The organism is Natrinema sp. SYSU A 869, assembly GCF_019879105.1.
In the GTDB taxonomy this organism is placed as follows: Archaea; Halobacteriota; Halobacteria; order Halobacteriales; family Natrialbaceae; genus Natrinema.
The window spans coordinates 2,737,603-2,763,560 of record NZ_CP082249.1; the positions used below are offsets into that span (position 1 = coordinate 2,737,603).

Consider the following 25,958-nt stretch of genomic DNA (forward strand, 5'->3'; position numbering starts at 1 on the left):
CGGACTGTTCCGCCGATCTGACGTAAGTCGGATCGCTATGGCCCTCGCATCACCAATTGCGTCAGCCGTCGTGTTCGTCGTGAGCCTACTGATCGGTGCCCTCGGTATCTACGCGGGCGCTCGAGTCATCGTCGGCCGCGGAGACTACGATCATGCCATCGTCACCGCGCTGATCGGAGCGATCGTCTGGGCGATCGTCGGCTTCGTCGTTGGCTGGATTCCACTCGTTGGACCCCTGCTGGCCCTGATCGCGTACGTCGGGGTCATCAATTGGCGGTATCCCGGCGACTGGACCGCCGCGGCGATGATCGGACTCGTCGCGTGGGTCACCGTCCTGATCGCGCTGTACGTCCTTGCGGTGCTCGGCATCACCGGCTTCGAGGCGGTCGGCGTTCCGGGCGTCTGAGGATCGAATGCCGAAGGCCGGGCGGACACGACAGGCTTGCGCGCCGACAGTCCGCTTCCGTGACCGGCAGGTCGCACACGCTTCAGTGATGGACGGGTCGCAGTTACCGTCCAGAGTGCTCAGCGAAACGTCGGCCGGCCTCCCTGATCATCACTGCGACCGTGACGAGTATCGCGACGAAAAACAGCGGCACCAGCGTCTCACCCGAAACTAGTTCCGTCAGAGGGGGTACTCTGAACGGCAAAAAGCATGAGGAGGATGTCCTTCTGTCGGTCCTATTGGTTCGATATACACGACGTTACATGGCGGAATAAATATGTGTTATGTAGTAACTCGCATCGACGGCCCGTCAGTCAGCTCTCACCGCGCCGTCGGCCACCGCTCCGCGACCCGCCGATAGGTCTCGAGACAGCGCTCGAGGACGGCAATCGAGACGCTCTCGTCGTCGGTGTGAGCCTCGCCGGGTTCGGACGGGCCGAAGATCACACACTCCGTGCCCGCCTGTGAGAGCCAGCCCGCGTCCGTCGCGTGGGGTTTCGTTACGAGTTCGGGCTCGCTCGCTTGGGAACCGTCAGCGGCCTCGAGAACCGTCTCGGCGAACGCCTCGTCCGCACAGCGCATCGGCGGCAGGTCCTGGTCAACCGTCCACTCGACTCCCTCGAGGTCTGCGACTCGCTCGAGAGCGGCGCGTTTGCCTGGCACCGTCCGCTCGTCGACCGTGAACGCACAGCGAGCGGGGACGACGTTCATCGCCGAGCCGCCCTCGATCTCGGTGACCGTAAGCCGACCCTCGAGCGTCTCACCCGCTACGTCGATCGACGGGGGCTCGAGGTCGCGCACGCGGTCAACGGCGGCGGTAGCGCGGTAGATGGCGTTCTCGCCGGCATCGGCCTCACTGGCGTGTGCAGCGGTCCCGCGGGCGGTGATCGTGCTCCCGCGGCGACCCTTGTGGGCGACGGCGACGTCGGTGACGTCCGGGCCCGAGTAGTTCGTCGATCCCTCGCCGACGACGGCATAGTCCGGCGCGAATCCCTCGTCGATCGCGTACTGTGCGCCGACCCCGCCCACTTCTTCGCCGACGAAACTCGCAAAGACGAGTTCCCCGCGGGATCGGCATCGCCGGATGACGTTCGGCCGCTCGAGGGACTCCGTCCCTCGCTGTCACGAAACGCGAGCAGGGCCGCCGCGAGCGCGCCTTTCATGTCCGCCGTCCCACGGCCGTAGAGGCGGCCATCCCGCTCGTCGACGACGTACCTGCTCCCGTCATCGTTCTCGTCCGCGTTCGCGACCTGCGAGTCGGCCGGCTCGACAACATCGTGATGTCCGACCAGCGCAAGCGTCTCAGTTCCGTCTCCCTTCCGGGCGATCACGTTGCCGGCGTCGTCTCGAGTCACGTCGGCATCGGTCTCGCGGCGCAGCCACGACTCGAGGAAGTCGCCGGCCGCAGTCTCGTCTTCATGGCTCGGAATCATGGCGAGTTCGCGCGTCAGGTCGACGACGGACATGGCGGCGGGTTCGTGGGGCAGCGTGTTGATCCCATCGGACGGGTTTCGTCGGACCGTTTCCTGGCTGACGCCGATCCGTCGCAAGTAACTCTGCCGAGAGACAGCAACACGCGCCGTTGCGAGGACACGCTTAAAGGCGTCGGGGTACCTAGGTTTCATATGAACGTCGTGCCGGATACGAGCGTGGTTATCGACGGCCGCGTCTCGGCGACTATCGAAGACGGGCAGTTCGAGGGAGCGACGATCTGCGTGCCCGAAGCAGTCGTCGCAGAACTCGAGGCGCAGGCCAACGACGGGATCGACGGCGGCTGGGACGGCTTAGAAGAGCTCCAGCGGCTGGCCGACCTCGCCGACGATGGGGTCATCGAACTCCGGTACGTCGGCGAGCGGCCCAGCGCGATCGAGCGAGGCCACGCCTCGGAAGGCGAGATCGACGCTCTGATTCGCGATCTCGCGGAGGAGCTCGACGCGACATTCGTCACCAGCGATATCGTCCAGTCCGAGGTCGCTCAGGCGAAAGGGCTCGACGTCGAGCACGTCTCCCCCGAAATACGAAAGGTCGGGACGCTGGCCGTCGAGGAGTTCTTCGACGAGCAGACGATGAGCGTCCACCTCAAGACCGACGCCGTCCCGAAGGCCAAACGCGGCGAACTTGGCGCGATGCACTACGAGGCGATCGCCGACGAGCCACTCGACGAAGCGACGATGGACGAGTACGCCCGCGAGGTCGTCGACGGCGCGAAGGAGGCCCCCGACGGCTTTATCGAGCTCTCCGAGCCGGGCATGAAGATCGTCCAATTCCGGGACTACCGGATCGCCATCGGCCGCCCGCCCTTCTCCGACGGCATCGAGATCACCGCCGTCCGGCCGATCGCCCAGACCGACATTGAGGACTACGAGCACGCCGACGAACTGAAAGAGCGGCTGCTCGAGCGCCAGCGCGGCGTCCTGATCTCGGGAGCTCCGGGAGCCGGGAAGTCGACGTTCGCACAGGCGGTCGCCCGCTACATTTCGGACCACGACTACTCGGTCAAGACCATGGAGAAACCGCGGGACCTGCAGGTCGGCCCGGACATCACCCAGTACACGGAACTGGGCGGTGAGATGGCGAAGACGGCCGACGCCCTGCTGATGGTCCGACCGGACTACACCATCTACGACGAGGTCCGCAAGACCAACGACTTCGAGGTCTTCGCGGACATGCGGTTGGCCGGTGTGGGCATGATCGGCGTCGTCCACGCGACGCGCCCGATTGACGCCCTCCAGCGGCTCGTCGGACGGGTCGAACTCGGGATGATCCCCCAGGTCGTCGACACCGTCGTCTACATCGAGGCCGGCGAGGTCGAGACGGTCTACAACGTCAAGACCGAAGTCAAGGTTCCCGCCGGTCTCACCGAGGAGGACCTCGCTCGCCCGGTCATCCAGGTCACGGATTTCCAGACCGGCGAGCCCGAGTACGAGATCTACACCTTCAACCGACAGGTCGTCACCGTCCCGCTGGACGACGAAGAGGGCGGTCCTGCAAACGAGTCCGGCGTCGATCGCATCGCCAAACAGGAGATCGAACGGGAGATCCGCTCGATCGCCCAGGGCTACGTCGATGTCGAACTCAAGAGCCAGGACAAGGCCATCGTCTTCGTCGAGGAAGACGACATCTCGAGCGTCATCGGCAAGGGCGGCGGGCGCATCACCGACGTCGAGAATCGTCTGGGGATCGACATCGACGTCCGAACCCACGACGAGAACCCCAACTACGGTGCGGGGAGCGGTGGCGGCGGTGCCAGCGCGAACGGCAGCGGCAGTAGCGGCGGTAGTGGCGCGCAGGCAGGCCAGATGGTCAAACCGGAAATCACCTCGAGACACATCGTTATCCCCGTCGACGGCAGCCACGGCGAGACCGTTGAGGTGCGAGCCGGCAGCGAGTACCTCTTCACCGCGACGGTGAGCCGCGGTGGTGAAATTCAGGTGTCGCGAGGCAGTGCGATCGCGGAGGAACTCGAGCAGGCAATCGACCGGAAAGATCCGGTAACGATCGTGCCGTCGTAAGATCGGTAACCCGCGAACGAAGTGAGTGAGCAGCTTTTTGCAGGGTGTCACGAAGAGCGCGAGATCAGCGGTCTCGCAGAGCAGGCGAACGGGCACGGCGTCCACGTGAGCAGACGAAGCGAGTGACGGTCCACCGAGAGAAGCCTTCTCGCAGTGTATTCGACGATCATTTGCACAATACCTTTACATTTCATGTAATATATTTATATTATGGTGCATTGTCCCCGCCGACGATTTCTGACAGCGACTAGTTCCCTCCTTCCGCTTGGAATCGCGGGCTGTCTGACGACTGAGACAGACGAATCAAGTCCCGATGAGAAACGGAACGAGAACGAGGATTCGTTGCCCTCGGCTCTCGCCGATCCCCTGACACTGCTTCCGGGAAGCATCGGCGACATAGATAGCGTTCACGCGGTAACACCGGGTGTGTTCGACGGCATCACAGCGGTACCGACAGACATGGACTATCGGTACTTCGCTCCGGTCGACGATCTCTCGGCCATCGATTGGGTCGTCGAGGTCACGCCGTCTGATGGTCTCCCGATCCGGGTAGTGACTGGCGATATCACCACGGACTCGTACACGGACGACCAGCATATCCGCGACCGAAATGGCCTATCACTGTACGAACTCGACACCGCCGGACCCGGTGTTCGGACCGCTGCGTTCACCGACGGGATCATGATACAGAGCGACGATGAACAGGCCATTGAAACGGTTGTCGACGCTGCCGGCAGTGAGAATTCGGACACTCTACTCGCGACACATCCCGAATTTGAGCAAGGGCTGGCAGGGCTCGACGGGTACGACAGTCGGCAAGTAGAGCCCGCTACGCAAGAAGTAGCCGAATCGCTCGGTATCGACGCCGATACTGCCGTTACCACCGGCAGGGGGCAGCGACTACCGGACGCTGACCACCTCGAGCGACGTTATTTCGTGCAGGTGACCGACGAGTCCGTCATCACGACCGACGTCGAAGAACAGTTTGAATCAGTGATCCGACAGAGCGATGCGGTCGAGGGCCGTCCGACCGTCGGCTCTGATGGGCCAGTGCTCTCCGCTGACATCACCATCGACCTCGCTGACCGCCGACGCGCTCGTGCACACGACAGTCCGACCTTGGGTTCGGAGAGTCGATACGATCCCAGTGCGAAACGGCTCGTAATTCCGATCGTTCGCGGCGACGAAACGCCCGTCGACGCACTCACGCTCGAAGTCGACGGCGATCCGTACGATCCGGAGATTTGGGCTGGCGGCGAGGAAACGATCGAGGAAGGCGACGAAATTTCCGTTCGGAAGGCGGACTATGAGCTGGTAACGGGGATTAGACTCGTCCACGACGGGGACACGAACGGGGGTCCTGAATGGACCGTCATGAACGATCTCGCGTTCGAGTACGACTACGACTCGGAGTCGCGATCGCTACGGATAACGTACGCTGACGAGTTCCCGTTGGATGGCGCGCACGTGTACGGTGGCGTCTACGTCGATCCAGAGTGGAGGCAACGAGAGCGGATCATCGACGCGGTGGGCTCGAAGCGAGAATCGGGGCCGGAACCGGATCGGACGGTACAGCCGTGGAGTGGGACGGAGCCACAGCGACGATCGAGAACGTCGACCCGGGCGACACGGTCGTGATTGGGTGGCGCAGTGTCCAGGAGACGAGTCTCGATGCGTTCTCCGTACCAGAATCGGCCGATGTGACGTCCGATTCGGATCGCTATAGTAGTCACTGACAGTCACTGCATACCTGATCTCATGACAGCTGTATGATCAGTATGTAACTCGTTTCAGTGTCTACCATAGTCGGTGGGCAGGACGACTATTCGCTAACATTCCGAGTGTACACGCCAGCGAAGAGCAATCGATGAATGGATACCGTGGTACTGGGTGTGTCGATGGACACCAACATAGAACTACTAGTTGTTTAAGGAGTAGCTTCTTATTCAGTGCGCTCGTTTGCATGAATTGGATAAATGAGTGTGATATCAACAAATGAGTGCTGATGGGGAAACGTTCGTCTATTCGGAAATGGCACATGCGAACGGCCCGTTTCTGACCGATCGTCGTTCGCTCGAGGCGGTTCGCGAGCGAATTATCGCCGACATTCGGACACAGGTCGACGACGCCGACGCGGACGGCGTCGTCGTGGCGATGAGCGGCGGCATCGATTCGACGCTGACGACCGCGCTCGCGGTCGACGCCGTCGGTAACGAGAACGTCCTCGGACTGGGACTGCCCTGTCACAAGACCGATGCGCCCCACGTCAGCGAGGCCCGCACGATCGCCGAGGGCATGGGAATCGGGTTTCAGGAGATCCAGTTGCGGCCGTTACTCGAGGCCTTCAAGAGAACGATCGCGAGCGAACTCGAGTCGACATCGAACGCGAGCGGCCGGCCCGATGAGCGGACTCACGAAACCGGCAACGCCGTCGCACGACTGCGGATGGTCACCGCCTACTACGCCGCGAACAGCCAGTCGCGGCTGGTGCTTGGCACCGCAAACCGCTCAGAACGGCTATTGGGGTACTTCACCAAGTACGGCGACGGTGCGGCCGACGTCTACCCGATCGGGGAGTGCTATAAGACGGAGGTCCGGGCGCTCGCCACACACATCGGACTCCCGCGTCGCATCGTCAGCAAGGAGCCGACGGCGGGCTTCTGGGCGACCCAGACCGATGCCGGCGAACTCGGGGCGCGGTACGACGTCATCGATCCGCTGCTGTATCGACTCGTCGAAGAGGGGCTCCCGCTCGAGGAGGCCATTGTCGACCTGCGGATCGACCGCGAGACGGCCGACGAGATCGCGTCCCTGCACGCTGCCACCGCTCACAAACGAACGATTCCACCGACGACGGAAATCCCTGGCCGCGACGATGGCCGGGTTGACGACGGAGCGGACTCTCTCAAGTAGCTGGGGCGATTCGCGACCGTTCCCTCGCGACCACTACCCGCTACTCGAGACAGTGGGTTTCACTGATCAGTTTGGACGGAGTACATGTCCGGGTTGCGCCACCAGAACAGTCCCCACGCCAGGAGGAACCCGGTGGCCATCGCGAGGATGTCCTGGAGGAACGCGGACAGTCCCAGATCGACGATCACTGCGAGCGTGATCGCCGACCCCAGTGCGGCCCCGGCCACGACGAAGAGAACGTCGCCGACGATTCGCGCCCGCGAATGTTCCCAGTAGGACTGTCGTTCCTCGTCGTACCAGATGCCGACGTAGATCAGTACCGGCGACATGGTCGTGATGACCGTGATCGATCGATACGCCTCGGGGAAGACGGTCGGCACCAAGACGATCAGATTGAGCAGGTTCGCGATCAGTGCTGCCAGAAATAGGCCGACCAGCAGCCATCCCCACCGCGGGAGTCGCTCTTTGTTCATACCGAATCCGGTCACCGCTGGAAAATAATTCTGCCGCTCTCGCCGTTATTCGGCACAGCACGCGTCTTTCTTCGGGGACTCCTCGACACCGCCGTTGCCGTCGGCCGCGACCGGATCCTCAAGCCGATAGAGGCTCTGACGGGCGTCCGCAAAGTAGATATCCTCGTCAACGATCCCGATCTCCTCGAGTCGCTCGAGTGCGTATCGCACCGTTCGGGCCGAGAGCATCGATTCCTCGACGATCTGTTTTTGCGTCAGCGGCCCGTCGTACTCGAGAACCTTGAAGACGAGTTTCGCGCTCGGTGGCAAGTCTTCGATCTCCTCCCCGTCGGTCTCTGCCATATTACGATTCGAAAGGCCCCAGCAGTATAAAAGTTGAGCCTTACCGGAAGGAGAACTGCGATACGTTCCTACATATTGAATCCTGAAAAGTGCCCCATACGGCGGTGAATGGCGCGATATGCCTGTCGTAGCTGATCGGACGGAACCCGTCAAATACGGCGATACTCAGCTATACGGTCCGCTTCGATCACGAGAGGTTAAAACATACCTGAATATCCACCCTGCGGACCGTGTTCCGATCACCCCTCACCGATCATCCGATCCTCGTCGGCCCACTCCTGCTGGCGCAGTTCGTACTTCTGGGTCTTCCCCGTCGCGGTCTTCGGAAGCTCCTCGACGTACTCGATCCGGCGGACGACTTTGTAGCTCGCGAGCCGATCGCGGGTAAACTCGGTCAGTTCATCGGCCGAGACCGGCGGATCGGTCGGATCGCCGTTCGATGGCACGACGAACGCCTTCGGCGTCTCGCCCCACTCGTCGCTCGGTGCGGGAATCACGGCCGCGTCCGCGACCGCGTCGTGATCGAACAGCGTGTCCTCGAGTTCGATGCTCGAGATGTTCTCGCCGCCGGAGATGATGATGTCTTTCTTGCGGTCCCGGATCGCGATCATGCCGTTCTCGTCGACGGTCGCGAGGTCGCCGGTGTGGTAGTAGCCTTCGACGCGGTCGGAAAAGGCCTCCTCGGTCGCCTCGGGCTTGTTCCAGTAACGGTCCATGATCTGGTTGCCCCGGACGGCGATCTCGCCGAGCGTCTGATCGTCGCGGGGGACATCCTCGCCGTCCTCGTCGACGACGCGAACGTCGGTGCCGAGGACGCCCATCCCTTGGCGCTTCTTGATCTCGAAGCGGTTGTCGTCGGTCATGAGACGCTTCGCGTCGGAAATCGTGATCAGCGGCCCCGTCTCGGTCGCCCCGTAGAGGTGCTTCAGATACCAGCTGAAGCGGTCCTCGACGGCCCGAATCGTCGCCTCCGGCGGCGCGCTGCCGGCAGTCGTGACTCGGACCTGTTTCTCGCCCATCATCTCGGGCTCCCCCGCTCCGGCGGTTTCACCGTCCTCTCGCGGGCTCTGCCCGCTCGAGTGGTCCGCGGAACGAAGTTCCGCGCTACCTTCGATTCGCTGCCCCTTCGGCGCAGCGTGTTCCTCGTAGTAGTCGATCAGTTGGTTGAGCACCGCCGGGGCCGCACAGAGGAAGGACACGTCCTCCTCGCGGATCGCGGTGACGACCTTGTCGGGGTTGACCCCGCGCGTACAGACGTGGGTCGCACCCATCCCGGTCACCGCGTAGATGTGCCCCCAGCCGTTGACGTGGAACATCGGCAACGTCCACAGGTAGGTGTCGTCGTCGGTGATCTCGTGGTAGATCGACATCAGGTACGCGTGTAGCGTCTCGGTCCGATGCGTGCGACAGACGCCCTTCGGATCCCCCGTCGTCCCCGAGGTGTAGTTGATGGTGATGATCTCGTCTTCGGCCATCTCGGGTTGCTCGAACTCAGTCCCGGCCGCCGAGACGACGGCGTCGAAATCCTCCCACTCTCCGTCCACGCTCTCGGTATCGTTCGTCACGAACGTCTCCGTCGGCACCTCGTCACGAATCGCCTCGATTTTCTCGGCGTACTCGTAGTCGGCGAAAATCGCGTCGACGCCCGCGTCTGACAAGATGTACTCGTAGTCATCCGGCTCGAGCCGGTAGTTCAGCGGCGTATGGACCGCACCCAGCTGCATCGCACCGAAGGCCGCCTCGAGATGATACTGCGTGTTCGGGTCGAGGACGGCCACCCGGTCGCCCTTCTCGATCCCTCGCTTCTGGAGCGCCGCCGCGAAACGGTCCGCGCGCTCGCCGAACTCCGCGTAAGTAAATCGATCGCCGTCCGTCCCCACGATCGCTTCCTGCTCCCCGTAGTAGTCCCGCGCCTGCTCGAGGAAGTCCGTGACAATGAGTGGCGTTTCCATACGCCGAAATTTTTGCGTATCGCTCCTATAGAGATTTCGTTTATGATCGATCAGGAAGGATTGCGAACACGCGATCGGCCGTCGAAACCGAGTTTCGTGGCTCGACGAGACGTCAGCCGCTGTGTGAGACGCACTCAGGCAGATCTTGTGGGACAATGAGAGGGCGCTACAACTGTTCCCAGACCGCTTCGTCGTCCTCGAACCCGCCCTCCTCGTCAGGCGCGGCGAACTCATCGCTCGGGTCGAGGTCCGAGAGCTCCTCGGTGGATCGCTCCCGATCGCCGTCGATGACGGCCGGCTGTTCCTCTAAGTCCATCTCCGGCCAGGCAGTCTCCTCCCAGAGGCCGCGGTCGCTGTAGTAGTAGACAACGCCGTCGTTGACGACCGCGAACAGCCCTCGTTGGGTGTCGTGGACGACTCGCTCGTTGGTATCGATCGCGACGTCGACGACATCCTCGAGCGTATCGAGCGAGACGTGGTAGTCGCCGATCCACATCGGGATCGACCCCCGAGAGATCCACTCGGAATACCGCTGTTCGTGAACCGCACGGCGAGCGACCTCGACGTCGGTCGTCGATCGGCGGGCGACGATCGCCGCCCCGGCGAACGAGAGCGTCCCGAGCACCGACAAGCCCCCGACGAGCGCCGGATTTCGGGACTCGGTCGTCCGCGTCGTGCCGCTCCGGTGACTGTGCGGTGCGGAGTTAGAGAGCGACTCCTCGAGCCAGTAAGCCTCCTCCGTAATCGTCACCGGCGTCGCGCTCGTCAACGTTCCCTGATGGTGACCCGTATCGTACTCGACGCGGAACTCCATCACGAGTTCGACCGAGCCGACCCCGCTGACCTCGCGCTCGAGTTGACGCTGACGCTGCCGGTAGGATTCAACATCGATCGTCGCCTGTGACGTCGCGACGCCGTTTTCGACCGACTGGGACTCGCGGAGTACCTGATGGGGCTCGCTCCAGAACGTGGAGCCGTCGCGATTCGCTTCGAACCGAAGCACCAACTCATGGGTAACGTTCCCGTCCTCGATCGGCATCCCCTTGGTTTCGTTTCGCAACCTCGTTTCCGGCTCGACCGTCAGTTCCGGCGAGGCGTTCAGAAAGTAGACCGAACTGTTCGAGAGCTCCTCGCCGTCGGTCCAGAGGGTGCCGCTCTCGGTGACGGTCGCACTCGTTCCGACGTCGGCCGTGACCCCTCCTCGTCGAACCGGGGCGAGGTCGTCGTCTCCGGGTTTGCGACCGCCCACCCGGTTGCACCGATCGCGAGGAGACCGATGACTATCAGCGCGATCAGAATCGTCCGGCCCTGTTTCGCGAGTAACAACTCGAGACGCGGGTTATCGATCATCCGTTATCCCCCGAGCATCGGTTTCCCATCCGACCATGCTCGGTGGCTGACCTGTTCGATTTCGAACTGGTCGGTCACCGGTATAATTCATGAATTAGTGAAAGAAACCGACCAATATAAGCGTAGTGGCCTCAGGCGGCTATTTCCCGTTTCGGAGCCATTTGCGGAATTTTCGCTCGAGACGCGTCGACAGCGGGACGTGATCGCCGGCAGACCGAAACCGGATGTCGTTACTGCCGAAGATCACGAGTACGATTACGACGGCGAGCCCAACGATGACGCCGTTTACCGCCGCGATGGCGGCGAGCGGGTGCAGGTCGTGGAGCCAGAGCAGTACGGACGGCGGCAATACGGCGAGATATCGGTACTCACCGAGATGGCGCGTATACTCGCCCGTCTCGCCGGGAGCAGATAGCGACACCGTGGTCTCTCCGCTGTCACGGATACCGATCGTCTGGCGTGGTGGGTTGGCGCTGATCCCACCGCTCTCTGCCTCGTGAGCGACCACGACGGGCAGATAGCCAGTATTGTCGACAGTACGAGTGAGTTCTGCTGTCTCGCCGGGGGTGACGATCTGTGGGTTGTCGTCGGGCGACTCCGAACTGATGAGTTCGTACTCGGTCGTTCCCGACGGGACGACCATAGCTGCGGTCGCGAACGTGACGAACACGAGCAAGACGAGCCCGAGCGCGGTCCAGAAGGCGATCACGTTCTCGCGCGAGCGCGACCGTTTCGTTTCGCGCTGGGAGGGACCGAGCCGCTCGAAGACCGTTCCGAATCCGAGCATCGCGACGCCGATCGCGACCATGAGCGCACCGAGCCCGTTCGCGGACATCGTCGCCAGTCCAAACACCGACGCGACGGTGCCGGCGGCCGACGCTGCTACCCCTTGAATGGCCAAAACGACAGTGCCGAGATGTGGGATTGCCATCACGGCACCATGTGGCTGCCAGACTTCGGCGACGATCTGGCCCTCCGTGACGTGAGGTTCGCCGCCGTCCTGATCTGTAAACGGGTTCGCGTCGCCTTTCGTGACGTACCCCTCCTCCGTCTCGCCGACCACGCGGTGGGTCGTCAGCCCGCCGTCGTGAAGCTCCCGCGCCTGGTAGACGACGACGTCACCCTCCTCGACGTCGTCGGTGACGAGGCTGGGAATCGCCACGAACCCGTCGCCGGTGTCCATCGTCGGTTCCATGCTCCCGGAGGAGACGTACCCGAGCAGAATCGGCTGTCCGAGCAGTTGGCCGACCACTAAGAGGAGGACGGCCACCACGAGGACGAGTCCGAGCCCTCGCTTTGCGAGCCCGACGGCAGTCATGAATCAGTGGATGGGACTGTCATATTAGACTGACTATTCGAGTAGTCTACGTTTCGTATCCAGCAGTATAAAGGTCGCGAGAGCCAGGACCCGTGAGTAGCCCGTGAGAACGAAGAAATCGAACTGACAACGGTCATCCGGTGGCATGCACTGTCGGCTCCGACTGCGCTACGAGCGAAGGAGTGCCCACCGGCGATTCGCGGCGATCGCGAGGAACAACAGCCCCGCCAGCGACGGCGGGGCAAGTGCTGCCGTGGTCGCCGGCGAGAGCTCTCGATTCCGGATCGAGAGCATGACTCGGTCGACCGTCACCGTCCCTGCAGTCACGCCGCTGACTGCGGTCTCGTAGGTCCCCGGCTCGTCGAATCGGCGCTCGAAGCTCACTGTCCGCTCGCTGTTCGCCGGGATCGAAACGGCCCGGCTGTCGACGACGATCCCGTCGACTGGCAGCTCGAGCGTGCGCGAGACCCGTTCGTCGGTCGGGTTCCTAATCGTCGCCTGGATAGTCGTCGACTCGCCGACGGTGATGTCGGGATCGACGACAGTCGCATCGACGATCTCGACCGGCGTCCCTTCGACGGTCACCGAGGAGCTCCCTGCCCCGTCGATACCGATGTCGTACGTGCCGGACCACTCCATCGTCCGCTCGAATGTGACGGTCCTCGATTCGCCGGACTCGAGGGTGATCGTCTGCCGGTCAATGACGATTCCATCAACCATCAGGTTCGCCGTCACTTCGGTCGTCGTGTCCCTGACGTTTCGGTACGTCTCCGTCACGGTTACCGTCTCGCCGGCCCCAACCATCGTCGGCGAGACGGTGAAACTCGAGCGTTCGATGGCCGATGATTCGGACGGGACCGTACCGCTCGAGCCCCCTGCAGACTGATCAGATCCGTTGTCGTCGTCCGCATATTGCACTGTGACCGTGAACGTCTCGGTCCCCGACTGCGCGACGTGGGTATCGACTGCGACGCCGATACTCGCCACGGTACCGGCCGACGGCTTGAGGGGACTCGATTCGCTGACCGTCGCCGTCCGCTGGTCGTTTCGATAGAACGTGAGCCCGGGCACGTCGTGGTCGATCCAGACCCGCTCGATGTCGTCGTCGGTGACGGTGATCGTGAACACGTCGTCCGCGCGAGTGATCGCGCGGTCGTTGAGGGTCTCGAGGTCGAGTGTTACTTCGTCGTCTTCGACTGTTGCGTATCGGGAGTCGGTCGGCTCGAGGGCGACACTATCGCGTACCGTGTCCTCGTTCACTGTAATCGCTACGGTCGGGACTGCGAACGCGAGGAGAAAACAGGCCGCAGCCGCGATGAGCAGGACCTTTGTGGATGGCATTCGGTTTTCGTGGCACGGTAGCGATTTCTACTGAACAGTGAATAGCTCGAAACAGGGACCGCTACCAGTCAGAACGGTAGCTAGTTCGCTATCAGTGTTAGAGAGCCACTAGTCTTGTCTACAGTAGACGAAGACGAAGTGGCTTCACTCCCCGTTCGCACAGTTGCGTTTACATCGACGGACGAAGTAGTGTCGGACAGCGTCTTCTGATTGCCGCTCCCGTCATCGCTGGCGAGTTCGAAATCGACCTCTACCACAGCATCGCCGTTACTATCGGTTTCGACGACTATCGTTCTCGTCGCCGTCTGGCTTCCGGAACCGTCGCCGAATCCCACGGTTATTTGATTACCGTCTGCAGCGTTGTTAGAGAGTGTGAGAATGCCGTCGACGTTGGTCACCGCGTCGTCGTTAAACCCGTCAGCGGTGCTCGAGTCACCGAGATCGATTTCGACGGCGTCCCCGCTTCCTCCGTTCACGGCGTAATTCCCAGTCACGCTGACACCCAGATATGCACTCGAGTCACCAGCGGTGTTGACGGTCACGGTCCGGTTCGCCTCCACGCTACTGAACGCGCCCGTTCCGAGCGCAGCGCCGCCGCCAGCAACAATCGTACCCAATCCGACTAACACATTACGTCGATTCATTCTCATGATTATGATCACCGTTCCACGCCCCAGCACCAGCCCATGGCGGGTGCCGGAACGCAGTTCCTACTCACATCCACAAACCCCACCCCCTTTGTATTGAGTAACCGGAACCGGCGAAAGATCGGCCATACGGTCGTTCAAGGCGGTCTTGAACGTGTGTCTCCGAGCCTCGAGACGGACAAGTCCCGCCTGAAACGCCGCTAGTAGAGAGCGACTCGATGTGACCAACTCGCTACCGATGGTTGTTCGACCACGTCCCTCGAGCGGGGCTATTGGGAGAGAAAACCGATATGACGGGCCAGCGCTCTCATCTTCGAATTTGGCGGTCAGTGTTGGCTCGGTTCAGCGTGATCAAGTATTACTTGAGATAGTGGTTATCAATTACGATAGTAGAACTACCATGCGTATTTTTATATGTACATTGTAGGTAGTAAGAGAATAAGAGCTAATGGTGGGAGAAAGAAGTACATCCCAGGGTCGGGGAAGCGATTCTAGGGAACGAGGGGCGAGTCCGATCATCGGGGTCGTATTGCTGTTTGCACTCGTTATACTGGGTGCGTCACTGGTGTTCGTCGCCGGATCGGCAATGTTTGACGCGATTGAAACGGAAGTGAATAACGAACAGACCCAGCAGTTCGTCAGTGAGACGGACCACAGAATCACGACGGCCGCGGTGACGGGGGAAGACCAGCCGCTGCCGATCGACGAGATGCAGGGAGGGGAGCCGACGATCACGGACGATGGCAATATCTCCGTCAGATGGTTCAACGCGACGGATGGAACTCGCTGTTCGCCTGTCAAAGGTGAGCTACGCGCACTCGAGTTCGAACTTGACGGCCGGACGATTGCACACCAGGGTGGTGGCGTTTGGGAGCAGACCAACGGCCAGACCAGCATCGTTTCGGAACCCCAAATTGGGTACGACGGGGACAGGTTACAGCTTCAGGTCCTCCAACTCGAGGAGGGTGATTTCGGTGGTAGCGATCCGATGGCGCGAGCGAACCATAGCGAGTCGACTAATCTCACTGACCGAATTAACAACGCCGCTGAGGGGTGTTCAACCGGGACTGACGTCAGTTTCCGGATCGAAGACAGCACGTACCACGAGGGATGGAATCAATTCCTCTCGGATGCAGTCAATGAGGACAAGTACAGTAACGTCGGTATCGAACACAAGAGTTCCGAAGAAACCGTCGAGGTGAACATTACGGGTATCAGGGAGCCAGTAGAAACCACGACAGTCGTCGTTGCGGAGGATCGGGGGCTCTCGGGACCCGGTGCGAACGAACTGGAGTACGAACAGCGACTCAATCGCTCGCTCGGTGGCGGACCGAATAACGCTATCTTCGGCATTGAGGCGAAAATTGAGAACACGGGTGACGAAGACGAAACGCAGACAGTCACTGCATCGATCTGGGACGAAGAACTCGACACCAATCTGCTCGAGACGAACAAAGAAGTCACGATATCCCCGGGCGACCCGGAGGAACTCGCTGCCAACGATCTCAAGTTCCAACACAGCGAATACAAAGACGAGTTGTCCCACGGTGAGACCTACAAGTACATAATCGCGACCGAAGACGACAGGGCTGACGACCCGCCGGGATCGTTCTACTTCGGCAACTCGGGTTCGGAGTTCAACGTGACCGAGGACGACATCGAAACGATGCCGACCGGTGACGGAAACGTCACTATCACTGCGGAGATCCAGAATCACGGCATCGAAGAAGGTAACCAGAACGTGACCATCGATTTCGATGAGCACGATGTCACCGCGAACGAGACGGTTAGCCTCGACTACGGTGCGACCGGAACCGTCAGCTGGACGGTCAATAAGAGCGCCTTACCGTATGGTTCAAACGAGTTCGAGATCCGGACGGACGACGACGAGGCGACTGGGACGGTAATCGGGGAGGCGACTGGAGACGAGGGGGCGTTCATTGTCGTCGAGGACGAGGGCGTTGGAGGCGATCAGATCGTCGTTACTGGCGAACCGTTCACCGTCGACGGCGAAGTCGCGAGCACCTACGCCAGCGACGGCGAGACACGGGAAGTCAGAGTGACGATTCCGGAGGCCGGTGTCGACCGCACCGAACCGATAACGCTCGACAGCGGCGAACACGATACGGTCTCGTTCGACATCAATCCCGCCGACTACGACTTTGAATCGGGAACGGTATACGACTACGACATCGTCGCCGACGGCGAGGGACTGAGTGAGCAGGGATCGTTCTACGTCGGCGAACCCGGAACAAACTTCGAACTGTCGAACGGGAACGCCACAGTCGACGATGACACGGTCACGATCACGACCGATCTCGAGAACACCGGCGTCGACTCCGGCTCACAGACCGCCAGTCTGAACCTCGAGTACCTCGACGAGATGCCCGACGACCTCGAGGGTGAGAATCCGTACGGAGACCTCTTCGAACGGGAAGTCACTCGGTCGTTCGGCGAATCGGATACCATCGAGCTGGAGCTCAACGAGAGCAAACTCCTCGACGGAGAGTATCGGGCGACGATTCGGACGGACGACGGAACCGAGACCATCGATTTCGTCGTCGATACCGGAATCGATCCCGGTCGAGTTGGCTTGGGTGAAATCGACGACGCGAATGTAACCGTCGATGTCGTGGGCTCACAGGTCTCTGGCAACAACAGACGCTGGAATTACTGGGAAGACAAATGGGAATATGTTCACCTCCTCGCGCCGATGACCCTGGACGTGGTCGCGAACGGCGGGACCGAACACTCCTTCGACAACCCGACCGACGGTGATAATATCAACACTGGGCCGACATGGCAGGACAAGACCGGTGACAGTTACACGTACAACTTCACGGTCGAAGATGAGACAGAACTCACCCTGCGGAATACCAGATATAGTCTATGTAACGACCGAAGCACCGACCCCGACGAACTATCCCACTACTCGGATCCCGAAGACCGAGCGCTCGAGTGGTGTAACGACGTATCGTCAAATACCGAATTCGGTCCGATCGACGCGTCGCAGGGCGAGAACCTGCAGAACGTCCGCGTTCGGAGCGCCGAGAACAATACGATCCCGGCGCTTCCCGCGGGTGCGGACCAACAGATCAGCGCCACTGAGGCCCTCGAAGAGCGAGGTCTCGTGAAAGACGAGGACGAACTCAATCTCGATTCGGGCGAGTTCGTGTTCCTCTTCGAGAATACGGCCGAGTGTGGACGGGGGTGCGACGAGGACGATATCGACGCGCTCTGGGATGACGCGGTCGAGGCCTATGAACGAAACCCTCACCGAACTAACGACCCGGACTTCAACGATCTGATCGTCTACGTCGAGGTTGAGCGCGCGGGCGTCGATCCCGGAACACCCAGTATCACGATCATACCCGGCGGCGGCAATTCGACCGACGTCGACGCCGGCGACGGCCGTGACGCGGGCGGGGTTGAGGACGTGGATCCGACTCTTGAGGGCGATACCGACGAAGGGAGTTCGCCGTCGGTCGGAACTGGCGAGTCCAACACGGACGAGACGGACGGTGTAACGGGTGATACCGGCGTCGACGTCGACGCCGATAACATCGTCATCGGCTAATTGTAGCGCCGGCGCAATTCGACTTTATCGCGTCCGAACGAGACAGGATTCCTCCCGGTTCGCTCTCTTCGAGTGTCGAACTCGGTGGACCCGGGGCAGCGGTCGAAGAGACGGCCCCGAATACACTCGACACGGAATCCGACCGGCCGTGACCGATTGATCTCCCATGCGATCGCTTACGTCTCTCGGCCGTGGACTGATTATCGTCGGCGGGCTCGTACTCGCCGTCTCGAGCGTGAGGTTTCCGTCCAGTGTGAGTAGGGTACAGCAGTCAACGAACGGGTTGGAAGGGACGCCCCGCTAGCGAAACGGGCACTTGTCGAATCAACAGTCTCGAGACAGGCGTGGGCCGTTGCAAGCGGGAACCGATGCCCGAAGAAACGTTGTGGACGGCACTATCGTCATGGTGATAGTTACCGATCTTTTCGAGAATCGGCCTGTGATCACTGTAGGCGGCTTCAGACGGTACGCGTTGATCGGCAACAAGCGTTATGTATCAACAGTACCGATAATCATACTGAACAGGGGATGGCGACGACCAGCGAGAGCAAACCGAGTACGGCGGGGGAAACAGGTCAGGACGATCAGTCACGGGAAGGCGAAATTTTCGACCTGTTAAGCAATCAACGCCGCCGGTACACCATTCACTATTGTAAGCGCGAGGGAGAACCGGTTTCGCTGGGTGATCTCGCCGAACACGTCGCCGCCTGGGAACTCGACAAGGAGGTCGAGGAGATTACGTCCGCCGAACGAAAGCGAGCCTACACGTCGCTTCAGCAGACCCATCTGCCGACGCTCGAGCGAGCCGACATTATCGAGTTCGACGATCGGATGATCGAACTCACCGACGAGGCTGCCGAGTTAGACGTCTACCTCGATATCGTGCCCGGCGATTCGGTCCCGTGGGGCGTCTACTATCTGGGGCTTGCCGCCGTCGGCTCGGTCGTAATGGCGGGGCTGTGGCTCGAGGTAGTACCGACGGAAACGGTACCGGAACTCGGCTGGGCGACGCTGGTGTTCACGCTGTTTGGCGTCTCCGCGGTCGTCCACGCGGTACAGAACCGTCGCATGCGACTCGGAGAGATGGAACGGCCACCGTAACAATGAAGACACTCAGTAAACTGGCGGTCCTGTTTATCGCCATGGGAGCGGTGCTACTTGTGGGCCCAGTGTTCGGGTTCAGCTCGTTCGCTGCCGAGCGAGGAACGACCGTAAACATTCCCAGTGACCAATCGAGCGCGTATCTGGGTGTCGACAGCGAAAACGACATCGGGACGTTACGCGGTGACGATCCGCCGGAACAAGTAGCGACGCTTTTCAATAACCTCAATGAGGATGTCGATATCATCGAGTTCGAGATCTACAACGACAGTGATGCGCTTGCGGTAGATAGCCCCAATCCCGGAGAAACGATCGCAACGGGAAGGAGCGAGGACGTCACGGTCGTCTGTGCAGACTCGGTATCTGCCGGCGTCCGTGATATCGGAGTCGAAGTCGTCGAAGTCGACGGAGCGACGACCACGATTAGTGGTGTATCGTTTAACACCACTGTTGACATTCAGTGTAACAAAGGAAGTGGCAGCGGTGTGGTTAATTTCGAGGCGGACAATGTCGGTACCGGGAACACGAGTCAGACGTTCTCGTTCAGCGGTGACGGGCTGAAGAACAACGACGACGTGTATATCAACGTCAGCGGTCCGCAGACGAACGGCGGTGTGGACTACACTTCCGGATCCCCGACCGTCGTCAGTGGAGCTGGCACGGTCAGTTACAATGGCGGCGACCAGATCGTTTACGACCCTGATGGCGGTGAGAGCGGAACGGTCGAAATCCGAATGGACGGAATCGATGTCGTTGGCAGCTCCGGCGAGCGATACACAATTACCTATTCCGAACAACGAAAGAACAGGAACGATCGCGACGACAGCGACATCTTCTATATCACGGATTGAGTTCGGACCCTCGGTGTGGTTGTCGTCGAGACGCGCTTCGGCTAATGCGAACGCCTTTTTACCGCCGGTCACGGACTTCCCCTCATGTCGACCGAATCGATCAGCGACCGACGCGAGCATATCCGCTCGGTCAGCGTGACGGCGTTGTCCGCGCTACTCGGCGTCGGTGCAGCGCTGGCCTCTGCAACCTGGGTGGGTGTCACCGAGACGGCTGCGGAGAACACGCAGGCGCTCGCGTTCGTCGTCGGGGCGATCCTCGTCCAGTACGTCCTCATCAATATTTCGGGGATCTACGGCGAGGACGAGTTCGGGGCGAAACACTACCTGTTCATCGCGTTCATGACCTTCTCGCTGTGGTTCGTGGCGTGGGGAATCCTGCTGACCGCGGAGGTATCGGGCTAACATGGCCGACGACAGCATCGCCGTCGTAGACCTGGATCGGTGTCAGCCGGACCGGTGTAGCTACGAGTGCAAGAACTACTGTCCGCCAAATCGAACCGGCAAGGAGTGTATCACCCTCCGGGGCGAAGAAGCCGCGGAAGGCCAGCCTGAACAGATCCACATCTCCGAAGAGATCTGTCTAGGCGAAACCTGCGGAATCTGCGTCGAGAAGTGCCCCTTCGATGCTATTGAGATCATTAATCTCCCGCAGGAGCTCCAAGACGAGCCCGTCCACCGCTACGGCGAGAACGCCTTCTCGCTGTACGGGCTTCCCGCTCCACAGGAGGGCAAGGTCACTGGTATCCTCGGTCCTAACGGGATCGGGAAGACGACCGCCGTTCGCATCCTCGCAGGCGAACTCGAGCCCAACCTCGGCCGGCACGAGGAATCGCCGGGATGGGACGAGGTACTGGAAGCGTACCGCGGGACCGAACTCCAGGACTACATCGCGGACGTCCGCGACGGCGACATCACGATCGCACAGAAGCCCCAATACGTCGACCAGATTCCGAACAGTTTCGACGGGAACACCCGCCAGCTACTCGAGCGGACCGACGAGCGCGGGGCTCTCGATGAACTCATCGAGCGGCTCTCGCTCGGGCCCGTCATGGAGCAGTCGATCGACGACCTCTCGGGTGGGGAACTCCAGCGAGTCGCCATCGCGGCCACGCTCGCCCGGGACACGGACTTCTACTTCCTCGACGAGGTGACGCCGTATTTGGACATCGGCCAGCGCGTGACCGCAGCGCGGCTGATCCGCGAACTCGCCGAGGAAGAGGACAAGTCGGTCCTCGTCGTCGAACACGACCTCGCAATCTTGGACCTACTCGCCGACACGCTCCACGTCGCTTACGGTGAACCCGGCGCGTACGGTGTCATCACCCACCCAAGTCCGTTCGCAACGGGATCAACGAGTATCTCTCGGGCTATCTGGAGAACGAGAACATGCGGATCCGGCCGGATCCCATCGAGTTCGAGGAGCACGCGCCCCGCACCGCGAGCCACGCCGACGCGCTTGTGGAGTATCCCGACCTCACGAAGAGCTACGGCGACGGCGAGTTCTCCCTCGAGATCGAGGGTGGGACGATCCGGGAAAACGAGGTGCTGGGCATTGTCGGCCCCAACGGAATCGGGAAGTCGACGTTCGCGAAACTCCTCACTGGGAACCTCACGCCCGACGAGGGCGACGCCGATCTCGACCTCGATATCTCCTATAAGCCCCAGTACGTCACCATCGACCAGCATATGCGGGTCGACGCCTTCCTCTCGTCGATCACCGACCAGTTTGGGTCGTCCTACTGGAACACAGAGATCGCCCAGCCGCTCCAGTTAGAGCGGATCATGGAGCAGAACCTCTCGGATCTCTCCGGCGGCGAGCGCCAGCGGGTCGCCATCGCGGCCTGCCTCTCCGATTCGGCCGACCTCTACCTGCTCGACGAGCCCTCGGCTCACCTCGACGTCGAACAGCGGGTTCAGGCCACGAAAGCGATCCGGCGCTACGCCGAACAGCAGGATGCCACCGTGATGGTCATCGACCACGACATCTACATGATGGACCTGCTCGCTGACCGCCTGATGGTCTTCGACGGCGAACCCGCCGTCCACGGTCGCGCCGGCCAGCCACAGCCGATGCGCGACGGCATGAACGAGTTCCTCGCGAACCTCGAGGTCACGTTCCGCCGGGACGAGCGCACCTCCCGGCCGCGAATCAACAAGCCCGAATCGCAGCTGGATAGCCAGCAGAAGAGCGACGGCGAGTACTACTACGCGCCGTAGGGTGTCGGCTCGAATTTCAGCAGTCGGTACCGTGCTACTAATAGATGCTTGGAATTAGCTAATCAGCCGCTGGCAACTTCCACAGAGGTTCTCTTCCTTGATGTCGACCTCGCGGACCGTCGGCGAGAAGTTCATGACACAGCGGTTGTTGTCGCAGTGCTCGAGGCCGTAGGTATGACCAATCTCATGGACGATCTCCTTGCGGACGCGGTCCTCGAATATGTCGGCGGCGCTCTGATTCGAGAAACCGCCGTCGCTCGAGGTCTGGAGTCGGTAGGTTGAGACGACGCTGCCGCTACCGTCGAGATAGGCTAGGCCGAAGACGTAGTTGCGCCGCCGGTAGAAGAGGTCCTGTGGGGTAATCGCGATATTTTTTCCGCCACGACCCACCCGTTCGGCGAGCTGGATGAACGTTTCGGCGGAGTATTGGTTCCGGTCGGAGTCGTAGGCTCCGTTTGGGACCGACTGCGAGTCGTTGACCGACACATCGCAGTCGTAGACCGATCGCAACGCGGTGGAGGCCGCCCGCTTGACCTCGGCGGAGACGTTGCCGACCGGTACAATATCGACGAGCATAGCAAAGGCTATGGCCGCGGGTGGCATAAACGTCCCGCCGTGGCCCACTCTCGCCGGAATCTCGATGCAATAATTAATTACTTTGACGAGTACGATCAAATAATCGAGATCGGGATCGGCCGCCGGACCGATCTCGCTCAAGCGCTCGCTGAACGCGAGGTTTCCGTCACCGCGACGGACGTCCATGATCGCGACGTTCCGGACGGCGTGACGTTCGTCCGTGACGACGTCGTCGACCCCGACCCGTCGGTCTACGCCGGCGCGGACGCAGTGTATGCACGGAATCTGCCGCCGGAACTCCACCGGCCGGCACTAACGGTGGCTCGAGACGCCGACGCCGACTTCCTGTTTACGACGCTGGGCGGCGACCAGCCCGCGGTGCCGGTCGAACGGGTGACGATCGAGGAGGGGACGCTGTACGTCGCTCGAGCCCTGCCGGAGTGACAAGCTAGCTGCGAGCGGGAGTCGAGGTCGACTACAGCGTTCGAATGGATTATTAGTTGCGTATACCTTTCAGATGGTGTGAACACCGAACCGGTGGTAGAGGGACTCCTCATTCTCGGTGCCCTCGCGGTCTTCGTTGCCGCGATAGTTGGCATCACGACCGTGAGCTGGTACGTCGTCCGCCTCGGGACGGCTCCCGGGGTCGCCGTCCACGAGTGTGCGCACATGCTGGCCTGTTCGGTCGTCGGCGTCCCGGTTCTCGAGGTCAAGTACTTCGGATTCGGAACGCCGGCGGGGTACGTCCGCCATGTCGAGCCCGAGCGCTATCGGGAACTGTTCGTCATCGGCGTCGCGCCGTTCGTCGTCAACACCGCGGTCGCCGTGACGATCTTCTTTTGGCTCGCAATCTTCGTGGATGCGACTGGCGACGTTTGGGCCTCGAGCGAGACACTCGTCGCCGCGCTCGGTATGGGCTGGCTGGGGCTATCGGTCGGCGTCCACGCGTTCCCGAGTACCGGCGACGCGACGGCGCTCTGGGATCGCGCTCGTGCCGAGTGGCGGCGGTCCCCGATCGTCCTATTGGGTGTGCCCGTCATCGCCGTGATTTACCTCGCGAACGCGCTCGCCTGGGCGTGGGCCGATGTTTTCTATGCACTCGGGCTTGGGATCGCGGTGTTTCTCTTCGTCGGCATTCAGTTGCCGTTCCTGTGATCGGGGACGGTCATCGAACGCGGTCGAATACCGGTCGCCTTTATCCCTGTCGGCTCGTTCGCACGGGTATGAACGCAGCTGCCGTCGTCCTGGACATCGACGGCGTGCTCGTCGACGTCGCCGACTCCTATCGGCGTGCGATCGTCGAGTCCGTCGACGTGGTCTACGGGCGGACGATCCGTAAGGACGACATTCAGGAGTTCAAGGACGCAGGCGGGTTCAACAACGACTGGGAGTTGACGTACGCTGCCGCGCTCTACATTCTCGCGGCCGAAGAGGGCTACAGCCAGTCGCTCGAGGCCTATACCGACGAGATCGCCGCTTCAGGCGGCGGTCTCGAGGCGGCCGAGAGCGTCGTCCGCGAGGCGATCGGTGCGCGGGCGACCCAGCGCGTGACGGGGCGCTGGGACCGCGAGCGGCTCCGCGACGTCTTCCAGCAACTATACCTCGGCGACGAACTCTACCGCGGGCTCGAGGGCGGCGAGCCCGACCTCGAGCGGGAGACGGCCGGATTCATCCACGACGAGCCGGTGTTGCTCGAGCCCGAGGCCCGCGATCAGCTGCTCGCGGACTACGACGTGGGCGTCCTGACCGGGCGGCCGGCGGCCGAGGCCGAGATCGCCCTCGATCGAGTCGGGCTCGACGATGCGGTTCCGGTCGAGCACCGCTTCACGATGGACGACTGGGAGGAGGGCAAGCCGCACCCGCGCGCGCTGACGACGCTCGCGGAGCGGTTCGACGCCGAGAGCGTCGTCTTCGTCGGCGACACGTTAGACGACGTTCGGACGGCGGTCAACGCGAGCGAGGCAGATTCCGACCGAGAGTACCGCGGTATCGGCGTCCTGACCGGCGGGCTGACCGGCGAAGAGGGTCGACTGAAGTACGAGAACGAGGGCGCGGCGGCGATCCTCGAGTCGGTCAACGCATTGCCGGACTGGCTCGAGTCGTAGGCTCGAGCGGGGGACGAACGGTCGAACAAGGAGACGAGTGCTCGAGCGGGGGACGGTTCGGACGGTCCGTTAGGGCTGTTCGTCGGGGAAGCGGACGAACGTCAACCAGAAGTCCTCGAACGAACGACCGAGTTCGATGAACTCGTCAGGTTCGACCGGTTTCTGGACGTACGCGTTCGCGTGGAGGTCATAGGATCGGGCGATGTCCTCTTCGGACGCCGAACTCGTCATCACGATCACGGGGATCGATCGCAGCGCCTCCTCCGACTTAAGTTCGGAGAGGATGTCCGCGCCGTCGATGTCGGGAAGCTGGAAGTCGAGCAGGATCATGTCCGGACGCGGGCTGTCCGCGTGATCGTTTCGCTGATAGACGAAATCGAGCGCGTCCTCACCGTCGGTGACGGTATGGATCTCGCTCGCGATGTTCGCATCGTCGAACGATTCGGAGAACAGACGGGCATCGCCGGGGTTCGGTTCGACCAGTAGAATGGTGATCGCGTCCTCAATCGGTGGAGACATACTACTGTTTGGATCGGAGTCCTAAAAGAACCATACGGTTATCGGGAGGTAATGTAATCAGATGTGTACTTTTCCGAGGGCAGTGACAGGAGTCGACAGGGTGGTAGAGACCACTCCGCGGCAGTTCGAGACTCGAACGCGGATTTCGACGATAACGAACGGCCTACTCGTTCAGCCGTCGACACGAATCGAAGCGGTCGTCGGTCAGATAGACGGCCCCGTCGCGAACGGCGACCGCGATCGAGTCGAGCGCGTCGCCCCGACATGGGCCCGCCGTACAGACGCCGTCGTCGCACTCGAAGCGCGCGCCGTGTTCGTGACACACCAGTTGATCATCGCGGACGATCGCCCCCGGACCGGGATCGATGCGGACCTCGGGCTTGTGCGGACACGAGTTTCGCCACGCGGACACCTCGCTGCCCTCCCGTCGGAGGATCAGTTCCGTTCCGCGACGGTCGCGTCGGGCTTCACACCGGAGCGTCCCGTTCGTCGGAACGTCCGCGAGCGGCGCGATTCGGCGGGGATCGTCACCGTTGGCCGTCTCTCGCTTCCCGGCCGCTGCATCGGTCTCGTCGCCGCTCGAGTCATCCCTGATTCCGCCGTCGACGCTGAACCGAAACGTTGCGTCGTCGGTCGACACATCGCCCTTATCGTCGTAGACGCGAACGGAGGTGGATTCGTCGTCACCCTCGAGTGTTACGTGGACGGAATCAGTCATG

At 61.6% G+C, this 25,958-nt stretch carries 20 protein-coding genes and 3 pseudogenes; 12 read left to right on the forward strand and 11 right to left on the reverse strand.

Features of this window, described 5'->3' with window-relative positions; all coding sequences use genetic code 11:
• The first annotated feature begins 37 nt into the window (after positions 1-37).
• Positions 38-406, forward strand: a complete 369-nt coding sequence (locus K6I40_RS21725) for a hypothetical protein (protein ID WP_222916521.1) — start codon at positions 38-40, stop codon at positions 404-406.
• Between the two features lie 360 nt (positions 407-766).
• Here K6I40_RS21725 and K6I40_RS21730 read toward each other — a convergent pair.
• A pseudogene (locus tag K6I40_RS21730) lies at positions 767-1,911 on the reverse strand (M20/M25/M40 family metallo-hydrolase).
• A 159-nt stretch (positions 1,912-2,070) separates the two neighbouring features.
• Here K6I40_RS21730 and K6I40_RS21735 point away from each other — a divergent pair.
• The 3 genes from K6I40_RS21735 to K6I40_RS21745 all read left to right on the forward strand — a co-directional run bounded on the left by K6I40_RS21735 (position 2,071) and on the right by K6I40_RS21745 (position 6,870).
• On the forward strand, positions 2,071-3,957 hold the full coding sequence (locus tag K6I40_RS21735; RefSeq protein ID WP_222916523.1) for a PINc/VapC family ATPase: 1,887 nt from the start codon (positions 2,071-2,073) through the stop codon (positions 3,955-3,957).
• 210 nt (positions 3,958-4,167) lie between these two features.
• Positions 4,168-5,595 (forward strand): hypothetical protein, encoded by a 1,428-nt coding sequence (locus K6I40_RS21740; RefSeq protein ID WP_255681825.1) that lies wholly within the window; start codon positions 4,168-4,170, stop codon positions 5,593-5,595.
• A gap of 357 nt (positions 5,596-5,952) precedes the next feature.
• Positions 5,953-6,870 (forward strand): NAD+ synthase, encoded by a 918-nt coding sequence (locus tag K6I40_RS21745; RefSeq protein ID WP_222916525.1) that lies wholly within the window; start codon positions 5,953-5,955, stop codon positions 6,868-6,870.
• Between the two features lie 59 nt (positions 6,871-6,929).
• On the opposite strand, the gene K6I40_RS21750 is transcribed toward K6I40_RS21745, so the two are convergent.
• The 7 genes and pseudogenes from K6I40_RS21750 to K6I40_RS21780 form a co-directional block, all read right to left on the reverse strand.
• On the reverse strand, positions 6,930-7,343 hold the full coding sequence (locus K6I40_RS21750; protein WP_222916527.1) for a hypothetical protein: 414 nt from the start codon (positions 7,341-7,343) through the stop codon (positions 6,930-6,932).
• Between the two features lie 45 nt (positions 7,344-7,388).
• Positions 7,389-7,685: a helix-turn-helix domain-containing protein gene (locus K6I40_RS21755; RefSeq protein ID WP_008455442.1), complete on the reverse strand. Its 297-nt coding sequence runs from the start codon at positions 7,683-7,685 to the stop codon at positions 7,389-7,391.
• Between the two features lie 239 nt (positions 7,686-7,924).
• Complete coding sequence (locus tag K6I40_RS21760) at positions 7,925-9,637, reverse strand: AMP-binding protein (RefSeq protein WP_222916529.1); 1,713 nt, start codon at positions 9,635-9,637, stop codon at positions 7,925-7,927.
• Positions 9,638-9,803: 166 nt separating this feature from the next.
• Positions 9,804-10,987, reverse strand: a pseudogene (locus K6I40_RS21765) (DUF5305 domain-containing protein).
• Between the two features lie 139 nt (positions 10,988-11,126).
• A complete protein-coding gene (locus K6I40_RS21770; RefSeq protein ID WP_222916531.1) occupies positions 11,127-12,305 on the reverse strand; it encodes a signal peptidase I in 1,179 nt (392 codons plus the stop codon).
• Positions 12,306-12,473: 168 nt separating this feature from the next.
• Positions 12,474-13,646 (reverse strand): hypothetical protein, encoded by a 1,173-nt coding sequence (locus K6I40_RS21775; RefSeq protein WP_222916533.1) that lies wholly within the window; start codon positions 13,644-13,646, stop codon positions 12,474-12,476.
• 80 nt (positions 13,647-13,726) lie between these two features.
• Positions 13,727-14,290, reverse strand: coding sequence for a hypothetical protein (locus K6I40_RS21780; RefSeq protein WP_222920474.1), 564 nt, complete (start codon positions 14,288-14,290; stop codon positions 13,727-13,729).
• 589 nt (positions 14,291-14,879) lie between these two features.
• On the opposite strand from K6I40_RS21780, the gene K6I40_RS21785 reads away from it, so the two are divergent.
• From K6I40_RS21785 to K6I40_RS21805, 5 genes and pseudogenes are all read left to right on the forward strand, one after another.
• Positions 14,880-17,870 carry a flagellin gene (locus tag K6I40_RS21785; RefSeq protein WP_222916535.1) on the forward strand — a complete coding sequence of 997 codons (2,991 nt, stop codon included), beginning with the start codon at positions 14,880-14,882 and terminating at the stop codon, positions 17,868-17,870.
• Between the two features lie 528 nt (positions 17,871-18,398).
• Positions 18,399-18,971, forward strand: a complete 573-nt coding sequence (locus K6I40_RS21790; RefSeq protein WP_222916537.1) for a hypothetical protein — start codon at positions 18,399-18,401, stop codon at positions 18,969-18,971.
• A 2-nt stretch (positions 18,972-18,973) separates the two neighbouring features.
• The gene (locus K6I40_RS21795) at positions 18,974-19,822 is read left to right on the forward strand and encodes a hypothetical protein (RefSeq protein ID WP_222916539.1); all 849 of its coding nucleotides are present in this window, start codon (positions 18,974-18,976) and stop codon (positions 19,820-19,822) included.
• An 84-nt stretch (positions 19,823-19,906) separates the two neighbouring features.
• Positions 19,907-20,224, forward strand: coding sequence for a hypothetical protein (locus K6I40_RS21800; protein ID WP_222916541.1), 318 nt, complete (start codon positions 19,907-19,909; stop codon positions 20,222-20,224).
• A gap of 1 nt (position 20,225) precedes the next feature.
• Positions 20,226-22,039: pseudogene (locus K6I40_RS21805) on the forward strand (ribosome biogenesis/translation initiation ATPase RLI).
• A gap of 54 nt (positions 22,040-22,093) precedes the next feature.
• Here the strand turns inward: K6I40_RS21805 and K6I40_RS21810 are convergent.
• The gene (locus K6I40_RS21810; protein ID WP_222916543.1) at positions 22,094-22,615 is read right to left on the reverse strand and encodes an archaemetzincin family Zn-dependent metalloprotease; all 522 of its coding nucleotides are present in this window, start codon (positions 22,613-22,615) and stop codon (positions 22,094-22,096) included.
• A gap of 39 nt (positions 22,616-22,654) precedes the next feature.
• On the opposite strand from K6I40_RS21810, the gene K6I40_RS21815 reads away from it, so the two are divergent.
• From K6I40_RS21815 to K6I40_RS21825, 3 genes are all read left to right on the forward strand, one after another.
• Positions 22,655-23,059, forward strand: a complete 405-nt coding sequence (locus K6I40_RS21815) for a UPF0146 family protein (RefSeq protein ID WP_222916545.1) — start codon at positions 22,655-22,657, stop codon at positions 23,057-23,059.
• 78 nt (positions 23,060-23,137) lie between these two features.
• The gene (locus K6I40_RS21820; protein WP_222916547.1) at positions 23,138-23,770 is read left to right on the forward strand and encodes a metalloprotease family protein; all 633 of its coding nucleotides are present in this window, start codon (positions 23,138-23,140) and stop codon (positions 23,768-23,770) included.
• A gap of 68 nt (positions 23,771-23,838) precedes the next feature.
• A complete protein-coding gene (locus tag K6I40_RS21825) occupies positions 23,839-24,720 on the forward strand; it encodes a TIGR01548 family HAD-type hydrolase (RefSeq protein ID WP_222916549.1) in 882 nt (293 codons plus the stop codon).
• Between the two features lie 69 nt (positions 24,721-24,789).
• On the opposite strand, the gene K6I40_RS21830 is transcribed toward K6I40_RS21825, so the two are convergent.
• On the reverse strand, positions 24,790-25,239 hold the full coding sequence (locus K6I40_RS21830) for a response regulator (protein WP_222916551.1): 450 nt from the start codon (positions 25,237-25,239) through the stop codon (positions 24,790-24,792).
• Positions 25,240-25,402: 163 nt separating this feature from the next.
• Positions 25,403-25,957 carry a Rieske 2Fe-2S domain-containing protein gene (locus tag K6I40_RS21835; protein WP_222916553.1) on the reverse strand — a complete coding sequence of 185 codons (555 nt, stop codon included), beginning with the start codon at positions 25,955-25,957 and terminating at the stop codon, positions 25,403-25,405.
• Between the last annotated feature and the right edge of the window lies 1 nt (position 25,958).

What these genes read in the sequence shown, in the direction of transcription:
- K6I40_RS21830 (WP_222916551.1), bottom strand. Translation starts at nt 25,239, where the DNA reads ATGTCTCCACCGATTGAGGACGCGATCACCATTCTACTGGTCGAACCG.
- K6I40_RS21780 (WP_222920474.1), bottom strand. Translation starts at nt 14,290, where the DNA reads ATGAATCGACGTAATGTGTTAGTCGGATTGGGTACGATTGTTGCTGGC.
- K6I40_RS21745 (WP_222916525.1), top strand. Translation starts at nt 5,953, where the DNA reads ATGAGTGCTGATGGGGAAACGTTCGTCTATTCGGAAATGGCACATGCG.
- K6I40_RS21755 (WP_008455442.1), bottom strand. Translation starts at nt 7,685, where the DNA reads ATGGCAGAGACCGACGGGGAGGAGATCGAAGACTTGCCACCGAGCGCG.
- K6I40_RS21770 (WP_222916531.1), bottom strand. Translation starts at nt 12,305, where the DNA reads ATGACTGCCGTCGGGCTCGCAAAGCGAGGGCTCGGACTCGTCCTCGTG.
- K6I40_RS21800 (WP_222916541.1), top strand. Translation starts at nt 19,907, where the DNA reads ATGTCGACCGAATCGATCAGCGACCGACGCGAGCATATCCGCTCGGTC.
- K6I40_RS21810 (WP_222916543.1), bottom strand. Translation starts at nt 22,615, where the DNA reads ATGCTCGTCGATATTGTACCGGTCGGCAACGTCTCCGCCGAGGTCAAG.
- K6I40_RS21835 (WP_222916553.1), bottom strand. Translation starts at nt 25,957, where the DNA reads ATGACTGATTCCGTCCACGTAACACTCGAGGGTGACGACGAATCCACC.
- K6I40_RS21725 (WP_222916521.1), top strand. Translation starts at nt 38, where the DNA reads ATGGCCCTCGCATCACCAATTGCGTCAGCCGTCGTGTTCGTCGTGAGC.
- K6I40_RS21825 (WP_222916549.1), top strand. Translation starts at nt 23,839, where the DNA reads ATGAACGCAGCTGCCGTCGTCCTGGACATCGACGGCGTGCTCGTCGAC.
- K6I40_RS21740 (WP_255681825.1), top strand. Translation starts at nt 4,168, where the DNA reads ATGGTGCATTGTCCCCGCCGACGATTTCTGACAGCGACTAGTTCCCTC.
- K6I40_RS21750 (WP_222916527.1), bottom strand. Translation starts at nt 7,343, where the DNA reads ATGAACAAAGAGCGACTCCCGCGGTGGGGATGGCTGCTGGTCGGCCTA.
- K6I40_RS21735 (WP_222916523.1), top strand. Translation starts at nt 2,071, where the DNA reads ATGAACGTCGTGCCGGATACGAGCGTGGTTATCGACGGCCGCGTCTCG.
- K6I40_RS21775 (WP_222916533.1), bottom strand. Translation starts at nt 13,646, where the DNA reads ATGCCATCCACAAAGGTCCTGCTCATCGCGGCTGCGGCCTGTTTTCTC.
- K6I40_RS21795 (WP_222916539.1), top strand. Translation starts at nt 18,974, where the DNA reads ATGAAGACACTCAGTAAACTGGCGGTCCTGTTTATCGCCATGGGAGCG.
- K6I40_RS21785 (WP_222916535.1), top strand. Translation starts at nt 14,880, where the DNA reads ATGTTTGACGCGATTGAAACGGAAGTGAATAACGAACAGACCCAGCAG.
- K6I40_RS21790 (WP_222916537.1), top strand. Translation starts at nt 18,399, where the DNA reads ATGGCGACGACCAGCGAGAGCAAACCGAGTACGGCGGGGGAAACAGGT.
- K6I40_RS21760 (WP_222916529.1), bottom strand. Translation starts at nt 9,637, where the DNA reads ATGGAAACGCCACTCATTGTCACGGACTTCCTCGAGCAGGCGCGGGAC.